Source organism: Streptomyces gobiensis, from assembly GCF_021216675.1.
Lineage (GTDB): Bacteria > Actinomycetota > Actinomycetes > Streptomycetales > Streptomycetaceae > Streptomyces > Streptomyces gobiensis.
Genome location: NZ_CP086120.1, coordinates 3,563,083 through 3,577,595 on the forward strand (window position 1 = coordinate 3,563,083; position 14,513 = coordinate 3,577,595).

11 protein-coding genes are annotated in these 14,513 nt (G+C 71.0%); 7 read left to right on the forward strand and 4 right to left on the reverse strand.

Annotated features, from left to right (window positions below):
* Positions 1-11: 11 nt before the first annotated feature.
* Both test1122_RS16730 and test1122_RS16735 read right to left on the reverse strand, forming a co-directional pair.
* Positions 12-1,442, reverse strand: coding sequence for a M23 family metallopeptidase (locus tag test1122_RS16730; RefSeq protein ID WP_232269968.1), 1,431 nt, complete (start codon positions 1,440-1,442; stop codon positions 12-14).
* Positions 1,443-1,632: 190 nt separating this feature from the next.
* Positions 1,633-2,433, reverse strand: a complete 801-nt coding sequence (locus test1122_RS16735; RefSeq protein WP_232269969.1) for an esterase/lipase family protein — start codon at positions 2,431-2,433, stop codon at positions 1,633-1,635.
* Positions 2,434-2,712: 279 nt separating this feature from the next.
* Here test1122_RS16735 and test1122_RS16740 point away from each other — a divergent pair, with 279 nt between their 5' ends.
* Positions 2,713-3,123 carry a coenzyme B12-dependent isobutyryl CoA mutase small subunit gene (locus test1122_RS16740; protein WP_232269970.1) on the forward strand — a complete coding sequence of 137 codons (411 nt, stop codon included), beginning with the start codon at positions 2,713-2,715 and terminating at the stop codon, positions 3,121-3,123.
* Between the two features lie 11 nt (positions 3,124-3,134).
* Here the strand turns inward: test1122_RS16740 and test1122_RS16745 are convergent, their stop codons facing one another.
* Positions 3,135-4,736 (reverse strand): DUF5691 domain-containing protein, encoded by a 1,602-nt coding sequence (locus tag test1122_RS16745; RefSeq protein ID WP_422397079.1) that lies wholly within the window; start codon positions 4,734-4,736, stop codon positions 3,135-3,137.
* The gene (locus test1122_RS16750) at positions 4,706-6,046 is read right to left on the reverse strand and encodes an SWIM zinc finger family protein (RefSeq protein WP_232269972.1); all 1,341 of its coding nucleotides are present in this window, start codon (positions 6,044-6,046) and stop codon (positions 4,706-4,708) included. Before test1122_RS16750 ends, test1122_RS16745 begins: the two co-directional genes overlap by 31 nt.
* A 189-nt stretch (positions 6,047-6,235) precedes the next feature.
* On the opposite strand from test1122_RS16750, the gene test1122_RS16755 reads away from it, so the two are divergent.
* The 6 genes from test1122_RS16755 (at position 6,236) to test1122_RS16780 (ending at position 14,266) form a co-directional block, all read left to right on the forward strand.
* Positions 6,236-7,336 carry an ATP-binding protein gene (locus tag test1122_RS16755; RefSeq protein ID WP_232269973.1) on the forward strand — a complete coding sequence of 367 codons (1,101 nt, stop codon included), beginning with the start codon at positions 6,236-6,238 and terminating at the stop codon, positions 7,334-7,336.
* Positions 7,333-9,669: a DUF5682 family protein gene (locus tag test1122_RS16760; protein WP_232269974.1), complete on the forward strand. Its 2,337-nt coding sequence runs from the start codon at positions 7,333-7,335 to the stop codon at positions 9,667-9,669. The genes test1122_RS16755 and test1122_RS16760 overlap by 4 nt, the downstream gene beginning before the upstream one ends.
* Before the next feature lie 29 nt (positions 9,670-9,698).
* Positions 9,699-10,859 (forward strand): VWA domain-containing protein, encoded by a 1,161-nt coding sequence (locus test1122_RS16765; RefSeq protein WP_232271939.1) that lies wholly within the window; start codon positions 9,699-9,701, stop codon positions 10,857-10,859.
* Positions 10,860-11,096: 237 nt separating this feature from the next.
* Positions 11,097-12,269: an ADP-forming succinate--CoA ligase subunit beta gene (sucC, locus tag test1122_RS16770; RefSeq protein WP_232269975.1), complete on the forward strand. Its 1,173-nt coding sequence runs from the start codon at positions 11,097-11,099 to the stop codon at positions 12,267-12,269.
* Positions 12,270-12,292: 23 nt separating this feature from the next.
* A complete protein-coding gene (gene sucD, locus test1122_RS16775; RefSeq protein ID WP_232269976.1) occupies positions 12,293-13,177 on the forward strand; it encodes a succinate--CoA ligase subunit alpha in 885 nt (294 codons plus the stop codon).
* A gap of 276 nt (positions 13,178-13,453) precedes the next feature.
* Positions 13,454-14,266 carry an LPXTG cell wall anchor domain-containing protein gene (locus test1122_RS16780; RefSeq protein ID WP_232269977.1) on the forward strand — a complete coding sequence of 271 codons (813 nt, stop codon included), beginning with the start codon at positions 13,454-13,456 and terminating at the stop codon, positions 14,264-14,266.
* Positions 14,267-14,513 lie beyond the last annotated feature (247 nt).

The following is a 14,513-nucleotide window of genomic DNA, read 5'->3' on the forward strand; positions in this document are numbered from 1 at the left end:
CGGGGGCGCGCTTACGTCGGGTCGAGGCCCTTGGCGCGGAACCAGGCCAGCGGATCGATGGCGGAGCCACCGCCCGGCCGTACCTCGAAGTGAAGGTGCGGCCCGGTGGAGTTACCGGAGTTGCCGGAGTACGCGATGGTGTCCCCGGCCTTGACGTGGCCTGACCGGATCTTGGTGCTGCTGAGATGGCAGTACCACGTCTCGGTCCCGTCGGGGGCGGTCACTATCGCCATGTTGCCGTAGGACAGGTCCCACTTGGTGGTCACGGTGCCATCCGTGGCGGCCATCACCGGGGTGCCATAGCTGACCGGGAAGTCGATGCCGGTGTGCACCGACATCCAGTTGAGCCCGGCCTGGCCGTAGTAGGCGCTGAGCCCCTGCTGTGCCACCGGCAGGGCGAACTTGGGGCGCATGGCCTCTTTACGGGCGGCCTCGGCCTCTTTGCGTTTGCGTTCCGCCTCCTGCCGTTCCTTGAGGTCGATGCGCTCCTGGACACGGCTGGCGCGGCGGCCGAAGTCACCCGCTTCGGCGGAGAGCCCGGCGAGCTGGGTGTCCAGCTTGCTGTTGGCCACGGACGGCTTGACCTGCGTGGGGTCCGGGGATGCCTGGGCGGGTGTGTCGTCGCCGTCTCCGCCGACCCCGCCCACGGAGGCGGCGGCGATGCCGGCCACACCCATGACGGCGACGGATGGCACGGCTACGGTCAGCAGGGCGGACCGCTTCGGCTTCGCGGCGCGGCGCCGGCCGCGTCCATTGGCAGCCGGGGCAGCCGGGGGAGTGACGTCCGGCGGCGGGCCGGCCGGTGACTCGGCGATCGGCTCCGGCTCCCCCTCCGGCCCGGGCTCGGGGCGGAGTTCGGATTCATGGGGGTGCTCGGAGCCTGGCTCTGCTTCGGGTGCTGGCTGTTCCGGATGTTCCGGGAGGGTGGCGTAGGCGCCGGAGTCCCAGGTGGTGGTGTCGTAACCGCCCGTATTGCCCATACCGCCTGAGTCATAGCCGACGGTGGCGTACGTGCCAGTGCCAGTGCCCGTGCCCGTGCCGTATGACGTGGTGTGCCACTGGCCCGTGGAGTCGGCCACCCAGCCATAGTCGCCCTGTGCGGGGATATGCGCGCCGGTCTGGTATCCATCGCCCGACCACATCGCGCTGGTGTCATAGCCGCCAGCGTCATAGCCGCTGGTGTCGTAACCGCTGGTGTCGTAACCGCCGGAGTCGTAAGCGCCCGTGTCGTACGCGGCCGTGGCCATGCTGGCCGTCTGGCCCTGCTGGCCGGGCAGTGCGCCGAAGAGCGGGTCCTCGACGGGGTAGTCGGTGCCGGTGACGTAGCCGTACTGGACACCCTGCCCATATGACTGCTCGTAGCCCGCGTCATAGGCGGCGTAGGAGGAGTCGGAAGCGGTGCCGGTCGGAGCCGAGACTCCCGACGGGGGACGGTCGTTCACCACCAACTTCTCTTTCGCCTCGGAGACAGGGGCTGCCAGAGCAGTGCCGCGACTGTACCCGGCGGTATGCGATGGCGACAATCTTCAGCGGGTATTGAGTGTGCCAAGACGGGACAATCAGCCGCCTTTCGGCGGACTACGGACCGGTAATTGGCCCGGCGTTCGAGCCCTGTTCGGTCTGGGGAGATCGCTAGGCTGCTCCAGCCGAGGTCTCGCCCGCCGGTCGCGTCAGGCCCGATTCCGTCAACTCCTGCCGAATTCGGGCCGTAACGGCCCAGTGCACCGGCATGGCCAGATGTCCGACACCGTGCACCCGCACACTGCGGGTCAGGAGATCCGGGTGGTCGAGCCGGGCCGTCTCAGCTGGCGACATCAGCTCGTCAAGGTCGCTCCAGAAGCTCACGAACCGGGTCCGGCAGCCGGGCGCGGGTCCGGCGAGTTCCCTGACAACATCGGAGTCCGGCCTCATCTGCCGCACGATCGGATGCGCCGACATCGGGGGCACCACGCGGGTGCCGGAGTGGGGAGTGCCGAGCGTGATGAGCGTATGGACCCGGGTGCCGGTGCCGGTGCCCGTGCCGTCGTTCAGCCGCTGTGCGTAGTAGCGGGCGATCAGACCGCCCAGGCTGTGGCCGACGATATCCACCTGGCTGTGCCCGGTCCGCTCGCAGATCTCCTCGATCCGCTGGCCGAGCTGCTCGGCTGCGGCGCGGATGTCGCAGGTCAGCGGGGAGTAATTGAGCCCAATGAGCTGCTGCCAGCCGTGCCGGGCCAGGGAGCGGCGCAGCAGCGTGAAGACGGAGCGGTTGTCGACGAAGCCATGGATCAGCAGCACGGGCCGGGGCCCGCAAATGTCGGTGGGCGACTCCGGGCCGGTGAGGGGGCGCTCCTGGCGGAGCCCGGTGGGGTAGAGCAGCAGATGGCCGACGAGGACGGTGGCTTCGAGAGTGGTTGAGCGCAGGGCGCTGAGAAATGACGACAGCTGGTTCATGGCTGACCCCCGTGAACCGCACCACCGTGCCGCGCGGCTGACGGCACGGTGGTACGGAGACCTTGCTGCGACTCCGCGCACGGGCCGCCCGGATCACGCGTTCCGGGCGCGACGCCAGCGCGGCACGTGGTCAGTGTTAACGAGTTGTCCCATCGTGTGATTTCCCCCTCGCTTGGCGCCATCAAACGGCGAGGTGCGGGATGCTGGTAGAGATAACGTTCGTTCACACCGGCGCCCTCCGGCGGAGCCGGGCCGCGGTCAATGACGATGGAGGCAGTGATGGGTGTGTCGGGTCCGATCCGCGTAGTAGTCGCCAAACCTGGGCTGGACGGCCATGACCGCGGTGCCAAGGTGATCGCACGGGCACTGCGTGACGCCGGTATGGAGGTCATTTACACCGGGTTGCACCAAACCCCTGAGCAAATCGTGGACACCGCGATTCAGGAGGACGCCGACGCCATTGGGCTGTCGATCCTCTCCGGCGCGCACAACACGCTGTTCGCCAAGGTGCTGGAGCTGCTGCGTGAGCGTGACGCGGAGGACATCAAGGTCTTCGGCGGCGGGATCATCCCCGAGGACGACATCGCGCCCCTGAAGAATCTGGGTGTGGCCGAGATCTTCACCCCCGGTGCTCCGACCACCGCTGTCGTCGAGTGGGTGCGCACCCATGTCCGGTCCGTGGCGGCCTGACGGGCGGCTGGTCAGCCTCCTCCCGCAAGCTCGTCCAGCATCGCCGCACGCATCCGCAGCGTTGCAACAAGGCGCTGGAACGCCTCCGCCCAGTACTCACCCGCGCCCGGAGCGCCGCCTTCCGGCTCGTCGGGGAGCGTGGCCAGAGGGGTGAGGCGGTCCGCCTGGGCCGGATCCAGGCAGCGCTCGGCCAGGCCCATCACACCGCTGAAACTCCATGGATAGCTGCCCGCGTCGCGGGCGATCTCCAGCGCGTCGACCACCGCCCGGACCAGCGGCTCGGACCAGGGCACCGCACAGGTGCCGAGGATCCGGAAGGCCTCGGACAGGCCGTGCGCCGCGATGAACTCCGCTGCCCACGCCGCCCGGTCACCCGGACGGAGCACGGTCAGCAGCCGCGCCGGATCACCGGGCCCCTCCGCCATCGGTATGGACGGCTTGCCGATAAGGGCCCGCGCCCACTCCGCGTCCCGCTGTCGCACCGCCGCCCGCGCCCAGGCGGCGTGCAGATCCGCCTGCCAGTCGTCGGCCACCGGCAGCGCCACGATCTCAGCCGGGGAGCGACCACCCAGCTGCCGGGACCAGTCGGCCAGCGGCGCCGCCTCCACTACCTGGCTCAGCCACCAGGACCGCTCGCCGCGCCCCGAAGGCGGCTTCGGGACGACGCCGTCGCGCTGCATCCCGTTGTCGCACTCATAGGGTGCCTCCACTACGAGCTGGGGACCCGGGTGCGGGGTGTGCGGGCCCGTACGGTCCAGGCTGACGCACGCCCGGGCCCGTACGGACATCCGTGCGGCCAGTGCGGAGCCCGGCAGGGCGGACAGCAGCTCAGCGGCGGTGGCCCGCACCGTGCGGCTGCGGTCCGTCAGCGCCTGCTCCAGAAGGGGCTCATCCCCGGCCGAGAGCCCTTGGCGCAGTGAGTCGAGGAACATCAGCCGGTCCTCTGCCCGCTCCGAGGACCAGGTGCCGGACAGCAGCTCCCGGGCCTTGGCCGGGTCACGGCGGCGGATCGCCGTGAGCAGGGCTACCCGCTCGGCGAACAGCCCCTCGTCCCAGAGCCGCCGTACGGCATCGGCGTCCTGGGGCTCCGGACCGGGGTGACCTGCCGCGCCGCGCAGGGCGAACTTCCACTCCGGATTGAGCCGGGCCAGCCACAGCGCACGCGGCCCGGCGAAGGCCAGGGTCTCGGCCCGCAGGTCGGTACGGGAACGGGCCGCGTCAAGCAGCGCCGGAAGCTGCGCGGCCGGGGCGCGGTAACCGCGGGCGTTGGCGGCGGCGAGCCACTGGGGCAGCAGCTCGGCGAGGTCCGGTGCGCTGCCGCGCCGTCCGCCGCCGCCCTCGGCGCGGCCCGTGAGAAGCAGCGCGAGCCGTCGTGCCGCCGCCGCGGGCAGCGCCGGCCGGGTGTCCCGCGGCGCGGGCTCCGGCCGTGCCGCCGCGGCGGCCGGTCGCAGCCCGGCCCTGCGCCGCACGGCCGCTGTCGCGGCGAGGTCCAGCAGCGCGGCCGGTGAGCCGCCCGGCGGTGTCCGCCGCTCGGCCCCGAGGAGCGCGGCGGACACGAGATCGTTCCAGGTCGTTCCGGCTGTCACAGCGGTACCGCCTCTCCCTCGGACCAGACCGTATGCGGGGTGAAACCACGGTGTCCGCACTCGCCGAATACGGTCACCGGGCCACCGCCCGATATCGCGGCCAGCCGCCACCGGCTCGTACGGGCCCCGGGGACAAGCGGGAGCGCCGCGTCCCCCTCCTGGTCGGCGATCTGCCAGAACTCGCCGTCGGGAATGGGCGTTACCCCGCGGAGCACGGTCGGCCAGCCGTCCAGCCAGGGGTCGTCACACAGCGCGGCGCCGTATGCCGCCAGGGCCTCGCCCACCCGCACTCCTGCCGGGACCCCGCCGGGTACGGGCGGCGTATGCCGTTCGCCGAGCGTGGCGCGCAGCGGGCGGGCCGCCGGATAGTAGGCCAGCTCCGCGTCGAGCACGGAGCCGACCGGAAGCGTCAGCTCGGGGGCTCTTCCGGCCGCGCCGAAGGAGAGCAGCAGCGCCAGCCGGCCGCGCCGCTGGCCAAGCAGCCAGATGCGGCGCACGGCCAGCCGCCCCTCGTCCGTGTCCCGTTGCCCGAGGACCAGCCAGCCGTCCCGTATCCCCTCCCCGTCCAGCAGGGTCGCCGCATCGGTCGTGAGCCCCACATGGCTGCGGACGGTGGCGGCCAGCGGCCCGGGGAGCCGGTCGAGGCCCAGATAGCCCTGATTGAGCAGGTGCAGCAGCGCGCACTCCTCCAGCAGCCGGGCGGGCCAGCCCGCTCCGGTGCCGGGGATCGCCGACAACTCCCTGATGCGCGCGGCCAGTCCGGGGGCCTGCGCGTCCACCATCCGGGCGGCCATCTCATCCCACCTGGCATAGCCCGCCTGGTCGGCACTCGCGATGCCGCCGCGCAGCAGATCCGCCAGCCGCTGCTCCAGCTCCGTGGCACCGGCGGCGATCCGCTGTGCCCGCCGCTCGGCGCGGCGGCGCGCCGCCACCGGGTCGGCGGGCTGCTTACGCTCAGCACCGTCGCCACCCGGGCGCCGCCCTCGCGCCCGGCGCCCGGCCAGCCACTGCCCGGCCCACTCGGGCGGCTCCCGCGTCGCCGCGCCGACCGTGCCCTCGTCAGCCGCCCACAGCAGAAGCAGCCCGAGCGCGTGCTTGCACGGGAACTTCCGGCTGGGGCAACTGCACTGGTATCCCGGCCCCTCGATGTCCACGACCGTCTGATACGGCTTGCTGCCGCTGCCCTTGCACAGCCCCCAGAGCGCGCCATCGGCCGCGGCCGCCTCGGACCACGGCCCTGGTGCGGCGAGCTTGCCCCCCGCTTTGCGTGACGCGGCGTCAGGAGCCAGCGCCAACACCTGTTCCGCTGTCCAGCGGACAACCCCCTGTCCAGTCATGTCTCCGACCGTACGACCCACCACTGACAATCCCGCCCGGCCACTGCCCAGCCAACGCCCAGCCGCCGCGCAGTTCCCGTTCTGCGGTGCGTATGCGCAGGTCAGGGGCGATTGTCAGTGGTGGGATGCAAGGTAGTTGGCAGCTGGATCAGCCGGATCAGCCGGACAGTCCGACCACGAGGGGGAGTTGTGAGCGCCAGTCACACGGAGCCGGTCGCGCTGCGGCCACACGCGGAGGACGCCTTCGCGGCGGAGCTGAAAGCCCTCGCGGCGGCCGATGACCGGCCACGCCCGGAGCGATGGCGGCTGTCACCCTGGGCCGTCGCCACCTATCTGCTCGGCGGCGCACTGCCGGACGGCACCGTGATCTCGCCCAAGTACGTCGGGCCCCGGCGGATCGTCGAGGTCGCGGTGACGACGCTCGCCACCGACCGCGCGCTGCTGCTGCTCGGGGTGCCCGGCACTGCCAAGACCTGGGTCTCCGAGCATCTCGCCGCCGCCGTGAGCGGTGACTCCACGCTGCTGGTGCAGGGCACGGCGGGCACCCCGGAAGAGGCCATCCGCTACGGCTGGAACTACGCCCAGCTGCTGGCCAACGGGCCCAGCCGGGACGCCCTGGTGCCCAGCCCGGTGATGCGTGCGATGGCCGAGGGCATGACCGCCCGGGTGGAGGAGCTGACCCGCATTCCGGCGGACGTCCAGGACACGTTGATCACGGTCCTGTCCGAGAAGACCCTGCCCATCCCGGAGCTGGGGGAGGAGGTCCAGGCAGTCCGCGGCTTCAACCTGATCGCCACGGCCAATGACCGGGACAGGGGCGTCAACGAGCTCTCCAGCGCGCTGCGCAGACGCTTCAACACGGTGGTGCTGCCGCTGCCCGCGACCCCAGAGGCAGAGGTCGACATCGTCGCGCGCCGAGTGGACCAGCTCGGCCGCTCGCTCGACCTGCCGGCCGCCCCGGACGGCCTCGACGAGATCCGCCGGGTCGTGACCGTCTTCCGTGAGCTGCGCGACGGGGTGACGGCGGATGGCCGCACCAAGCTGAAGTCCCCTTCCGGAACGCTCTCGACGGCCGAGGCGATCTCCGTGGTCACCGGTGGTCTGGCACTGGCCACCCACTTCGGAGACGGCGTCCTGAGGGCGAGCGATGTCGCTGCGGGCATCCTCGGCGCGGTGGTCCGCGACCCGGCGGCGGACCGCGTGGTGTGGCAGGAGTATCTGGAGGCGGTCGTCCGTGAGCGTGACGGCTGGAAGGACTTCTACCGCGCCTGCCGCGAGGTGAGCGTATGACGGTGGAGCCACTGCTGCTGGGTGTGCGTCACCATGGGCCCGGCTCGGCCCGGGCTGTCCATGCGGCGCTGGTGGCCCATGAGCCGAAGGTCCTGCTCATTGAGGGCCCTCCGGAGGCGGACGCGGTCATCGGGCTCGCCGCGGACGAGGCGATGCGGCCACCGGTCGCGCTGCTGGCCCATGCCGTGGAGGAGCCCAGCAAGGCGGCGTTCTGGCCGCTGGCCGAGTTCTCCCCGGAGTGGGTCGCTGTTCGCTGGGCGCTCGGCCGGGATGTCCCGGTGCGCTTTATCGACCTGCCGGCGGCGCAGACGCTCGCGCTGAGCGGGGCCGGTGGCGACACGCCCCCCGGCGACGCCGTACGGATCGACCCACTGGCGGTCCTCGCCGAAACCGCCGGGTACGACGACCCGGAACGCTGGTGGGAAGACGTCATCGAACACCGGGGGGCTTCGCCGCGGGGGCCCGAGGGCGGGGGTGGGGCTGCCGCCCCGGGACCCCCGCCATGCTGGGGGGTCGCGGCACCCCCCGACCACCACGGGACGGTGGCGGGTGATCCGTACGCCACCTTCGCCGCGCTGGGGGAGGCCATGGCCGCCCTGCGGGAGGTGCACGGGGACGGGGGCCACCGGCGGGACAGCGTGCGGGAAGCGCATATGCGGCTGCGGTTGCGGGAGGCGCGGCGGGAGTTCGGGGACGGTGGGGTGGCCGTCGTATGCGGGGCCTGGCATGTGCCCGCGTTGCGGGAGAAGCGGACGGTGGCTGCGGACCGGCAGGCGCTCAGGGGGCTGCCCCGGGTGCGGGCCGAGGTCACCTGGGTGCCATGGACCCACCGTCGGCTTGGGCGGCACAGCGGCTATGGGGCCGGAATCGCCTCGCCGGGGTGGTACGGGCATCTGTTCTCCGCGCCCGACCGGCCCATTGAGCGCTGGATGACCAAGGTGGCCGGGCTGCTGCGGGAGGAGGACTATGGCGTTTCCTCCGCGCATGTCATCGAGGCGGTGCGGCTCGCCGGGACGCTGGCCGCGATGCGGGGGCGGCCACTGGCCGGGCTGGGCGAGACCGTGGACGCCGTACGGGCCGTGATGTGCGAGGGATCCGAGGTGCCGCTCGCGCTCATCCGGGACCGGCTGATCGTCGGGGATGTGCTCGGTGAGGTGCCCGCTGGCGCGCCCGCCGTGCCGTTGCAGCGCGATCTCGCCCGGGCACAGCGCTCGTTGCGGCTCAAGCCGGAGGCGCGGGAGCGCGATCTGGAGCTGGATCTGCGGACGGCGAACGACGCCGCCCGCAGCAGGCTGCTGCATCGGCTGCGGCTGCTCGGTATCGGCTGGGGCGAGCCCGTGCGGAGCCGGACCGGCAGCACCGGCACCTTCCGGGAGAGCTGGCGGCTGTGCTGGGAGCCGGAGCTGTCGGTGCGGGTGGCCGAGGCCGGGATCTGGGGGACCACCGTGCTGGGGGCCGCGACCGCCAAGGCTGGGTCGGCGGCGCGCGAGGCCACCACGCTGGCCGAGGTCACGGAGCTGGCCGAGCGCTGTCTGCTGGCCGGGCTCGCCGACGCGCTGCCGGGTGTGATGCGGGTTCTCGCGGACCGGGCCGCGCTGGACGCGGACGTCGGCCATCTTGCCCAGGCGCTCCCCGCACTGGTGCGCTCGGTGCGCTATGGCGATGTGCGCGGTACGGACGCGGAGGCGCTCCGCGAGGTCGCCGAAGGGCTCGCCGAGCGGGTCTGTGTGGGGATGCCGCCCGCCTGCGTAGGGCTGGACGGCGACGGGGCAGCCGAGATGCGGGGCCATATCGACGCGGCTCACCAGGCGATAGCGCTGCTGGACCGGGCGGGGACACAGGGACGCTGGCGCGCCCTGCTGCGCACGCTCACTGAGCGGGAGCGGATACCGGGGCTGCTCCGTGGGCGCTGTGGCCGACTGCTGCTGGACGACGGCGAGCTGGCGCAGGAGGAGGCCGAGCGGCTGATGGCGCTCGCGCTCTCCCCGGGCACCCCGCCCACCGACGCGGCGGCCTGGGTCGAGGGCTTCCTCGCCGGCGGCGGCATGCTGCTGGTGCACGACGAACGGCTGCTGGCCCTGGTCGACGGCTGGCTTTCGGGCGTCCCGCAGGAGGCGTTCACGGGCGTACTGCCGCTGCTGCGGCGGACGTTCGCCGCATACGAGCCGGGGGTGCGCCGCACCGTCGGCGAGTTGGTCCGCCGCGGTACGGGGGGCCGCGGCGTATCAGCGACAGGCGCTGAGGAGGCGCCCGCCGGCTTCGGCCCGGCCCTTGACCAAGGCCGGGCCGAAGCCGTGCTGCCGACGGTACGACTGCTGCTGGGGGTGGACTGATGGGTACGGCTTTGATGGGCACGGACCCGATGGGTACGGGCTTGGTGGGTACAGACTTGGCGGATGTCACGAGCGCGGAGGAGCGGCTGCGGCGCTGGCGGTTGGTGCTCGGGGGCGGTGATGGCGCCGAGGGCACCGGCTGTGCGCTGGGGGAGCGGGACGCCGCCATGGACCGGACGCTGGCAGCGGTGTACGGGCAGGAGCGGCAGGCCGGGCTGGGCGGCTCGGCGCCGCGCGTGGCCCGCTGGCTCGGGGACATCCGCGGCTACTTCCCCAGCTCCGTGGTGCGGGTGATGCAGCGGGACGCCATCGACCGACTCGGGCTCGCCACCATGCTGGCGGAGCCGGAGATGCTGGAGGCGGTCGAGGCGGATGTACATCTGGTCGGGACGCTGCTCTCGCTGGGCAAGGCGTTGCCCGAGACCAGCAGGGAGACCGCGCGCGCCGTCGTCCGGAAGGTCGTCCAGGAGCTGGAGAAGCGGCTCGCCGGCCGCACCCGCGCCACCCTGACCGGGGCACTGGACCGCTCGGCCAAGGTGCACCGCCCCCGGCACCGGGACATCGACTGGAACCGTACGATCCGCGCCAACCTCAAGAACTACCTGCCCGAGCAGCGGACGATCGTCCCCGAGCGGCTTATTGGGTATGGCCGCGCGGCACAGGCCGCGAAGAAGGATGTGATCCTCTGTATCGACCAGTCGGGGTCGATGGCGGCCTCTGTCGTCTACGCCTCGGTGTTCGGCGCGGTGCTCGCCTCCATGCGGTCGATCGACACCCGGCTTGTTGTCTTTGACACCTCTGTCGTGGATCTCACCGAACAGCTCGACGACCCGGTCGATGTCCTCTTCGGCACCCAGCTCGGCGGCGGCACCGATATCAACCGGGCGCTGGCCTACTGCCAGTCACAGATCACCCGGCCCGCCGAGACCGTCGTCGTGCTCATCAGTGATCTCTACGAAGGGGGCATCCGGGACGAGATGCTGAAGCGGGTCGCGGCGATGCAGAGCGCGGGCGTGCGGTTCGTCACGCTGCTCGCACTCTCCGATGAGGGAGCGCCCGCGTATGACCGGGAGCACGCGGCGGCGCTCGCCGCGCTCGGCGCGCCCGCCTTCGCCTGTACACCGGACCACTTCCCGGAGGTGATGGCGGCGGCAATTGAGAGACGGCCACTACCGATACCTGAAAACTGAGCGGCAGAGAGCGAACCATGTGGCCTGCCCGTCCCCGGCCCAGCGACGACGGGATGGGCGTCGCCGTATCCTGGCTCTGTGTGACCGGTCTCACCGCGCCGGTGTGACGTGGGATTTATGCAGCGCACACGGGCGGGGCTAATCTGCAAGGCGGACATGCCGCGTACACCGCAGACGCGGCCACGCGGCACGCCCACGCTGACAACGACCGCGATAACTGATGAGGGACGGACGCGCGTGGACCTGTTCGAGTACCAGGCGAGGGATCTCTTCGCCAAGCATGACGTACCGGTGCTGGCCGGTGAAGTCATCGACACGCCTGAAGCAGCCCGCGAGGTGGCTGAGCGACTCGGCGGTCGCGCGGTCGTCAAGGCACAGGTGAAAACCGGTGGCCGTGGCAAGGCCGGTGGCGTCAAGCTCGCCGCCGACCCGGCGGACGCTGTCGAGAAGGCCGGCCAGATCCTGGGCATGGACATCAAGGGCCACACGGTCCACAAGGTGATGCTGGCCCAGACCGCGGACATCAAGGAGGAGTACTACGTCTCCTTCCTGCTGGACCGCACCAACCGCACCTTCCTGGCCATGGCCTCCGTTGAGGGCGGTGTGGAGATCGAGGAGGTCGCGGCGACCAAGCCCGAGGCCCTTGCCAAGATCCCCGTCGACGCCCTTGAGGGTGTGACCGAGGCCAAGGCCCGCGAGATCGCCGAGGCCGCGAAGTTCCCGGCCGAGCTCGTTGACCAGGTGGTCAACACCCTGCAGAAGCTGTGGGACGTCTTCATCAAGGAGGACGCCCTCCTCGTTGAGATCAACCCCCTCGCCAAGGTCGGTGACGGCAAGGTCATCGCGCTGGACGGCAAGGTGTCCCTGGACGAGAACGCCGCGTTCCGCCAGCCGGAGCACGAGGCCCTTGAGGACAAGGCGGCGGCCAACCCGCTCGAGGCCGCAGCCAAGGCCAAGGGCCTTAACTATGTGAAGCTCGATGGCCAGGTCGGCATCATCGGCAACGGCGCGGGCCTTGTGATGAGCACCCTGGACGTTGTCGCCTACGCCGGCGAGAAGCACGCGGGCGTCAAGCCCGCCAACTTCCTCGACATCGGTGGCGGCGCCTCCGCCGAGATCATGGCGGACGGCCTGGAGATCATCCTCGGCGACCCGGACGTCAAGTCCGTCTTCGTCAATGTCTTCGGTGGCATCACCGCCTGTGACGCGGTCGCCAACGGCATTGTGCAGGCCCTGGAGCTGCTGAAGTCCAAGGGCGAGGACGTCACCAAGCCGCTGGTCGTCCGGCTGGACGGCAACAACGCCGAGCTGGGCCGCAAGATCCTGACCGACGCCAACCACCCGCTGGTCAAGCAGGTGGACACCATGGACGGTGCGGCTGACCGCGCCGCCGAGCTGGCCGCCAAGTAAGAGGGAAGAGGACACCTACAACCATGGCTATCTTCCTCACCAAGGAAAGCAAGGTCATCGTCCAGGGGATGACCGGCTCCGAGGGCCAGAAGCACACCAAGCGCATGCTGGCCTCCGGTACCAACATCGTCGGCGGCGTGAACCCCCGTAAGGCGGGCACCAAGGTCGACTTCGACGGGCAGGAGATCCCGGTCTTCGGCGGCGTCAAGGAGGCCATGGAGGCCACCGGCGCCGATGTCACCGTCATCTTCGTCCCGGAGAAGTTCACCAAGGACGCGGTCATCGAGGCGATCGACGCCGAGATCCCGCTCGCCGTGGTGATCACCGAGGGCATCGCAGTGCACGACACGGCCGCGTTCTGGGCGCACGCCGGTGCGAAGGGCAACAAGACCCGCATCATCGGCCCCAACTGCCCCGGTCTTATCACCCCGGGCCAGTCCAACGCGGGCATCATTCCGGCCGACATCACCAAGCCGGGCCGGATCGGTCTGGTGTCGAAGTCCGGCACGCTGACCTACCAGATGATGTACGAGCTCCGTGACATCGGCTTCAGCTCCTGCGTCGGCATCGGCGGTGACCCGATCATCGGCACCACCCACATCGACGCCCTGGCGGCCTTCGAGGCCGACCCGGACACCGACCTGATCGTGATGATCGGTGAGATCGGCGGTGACGCCGAGGAGCGTGCGGCCGACTTCGTCAAGGCCAACGTCACCAAGCCGGTCGTCGGCTATGTCGCGGGCTTCACCGCCCCCGAGGGCAAGACCATGGGCCACGCCGGTGCCATTGTCTCCGGCTCCTCCGGCACTGCCCAGGCGAAGCAGGAGGCCCTTGAGGCCGCCGGTGTGAAGGTCGGCAAGACGCCGTCCGAGACCGCGCGTCTTGCGCGCGAGATCCTCGGCGGCTGAGCCTGCGCCAAGCGCACGGTACGGTCCCGCCCCTGACAGCAGGGGCGGGACCGTCCTTGTTTGTGCGGGAGGTGCGGGAGGTGCGGGAGCGATGGGTGGGGTGTTTCTCGTGTTCTGACCGAAGTCGCTGGATTGTTATGCTTCTTCTACCGGTCAGTAGCGCTGTAATAGGGGTGGATCGGGCATATCCTTCTTGACCTGATGTACAAGAGCGCAAGAAGCTTTCCCAGCCTCCCCCCAGTTCCCTTCCATCTCTGAGAAGTTGGACTGCCTTCTATGCGCATCCCTAACCTTTCCGCGGCAGTAGCCGCCTCGGCGGCGACTTCGATGCTGCTCCTCGCGGGCGCCGCTCCCGCCTTCGCGACCAACGAGGCCACCTTTTCCGTGAAGCTGCGCCAGTCGCTGCCCCGTACCGCCACCGACGCCAAGGACGGAGTGCCGCAGAAGCCGCCCGCCCAGTGCCCCGGCATACCCGAGGATCAGGACGGCTGGCACTTTGTGCTGCCCACCAACAAGGCCGAGTTCGTCAAGCTCACCGTGACCTTCAAGGACGGCGGCACGGAGACCCTGACCGACTTCGGGCCGCCGTCCGCCAAGCACGCCTACGTGGGCTCCGCGCCCGGAGACACCCTCATCAAGGTCGAGGCCGAGGTGAAGCTCAACTCCCCCAAGGAGAAGCTCGACACCGGACTCCCGTTCGAGAAGTTCAACCTGTCCCACACCTGCCCCGCGGTTGAAGAGGCGGCTGACGACAACGCGGTCGACGGCGCCGTCGACGATGCCACGGGCAAGGTGCCGGAGGAGGTCGACGTCGACGTCGAGGTCTCCGTCGGCGGCGACAAGGGCGAGGAAGGCGCGACCGGCGCGCCGGAGGGCGACGAGAAGACGTCGGAGGACTCGGAGTCCGGGGCCAAGGCCCAGGATGACGCGGAGGCCAAGTCGGCCAAGGCGGCGGAGGGCGACCTTGCCGAGACCGGCAACAGCGCGCCGGTCGCGGCGCTGGGTGCGGCGGCTGCGGCGCTGGTTGGGGCCGGCGGGTATCTGGTGCTGCGGCGCCGTAAGGCGGCGGCTGTGGGGCAGCAGGACTGACGTTCTCTTCCCCTCCTGTGTGTGAGGGCGGTGCCGGGCCTCGGCGGGGGCCCGGCACCGCCCTTTTGGGTTCCCGGAGAGTTCCCCTTGCCGGGGCGGGGGCGCCGGGGGTGGGTGTCCCCGTATCCCGCCCCTTCCCGGAAACCGGGGCTTCGCCCCGGGGCCCCGGGGTTGAGCGGGTGCGGGACGGTGGCCGGTGTTGTGCCCACCCGTTCCGCCCTGCGGAACGACTGCCCACAACACCTGC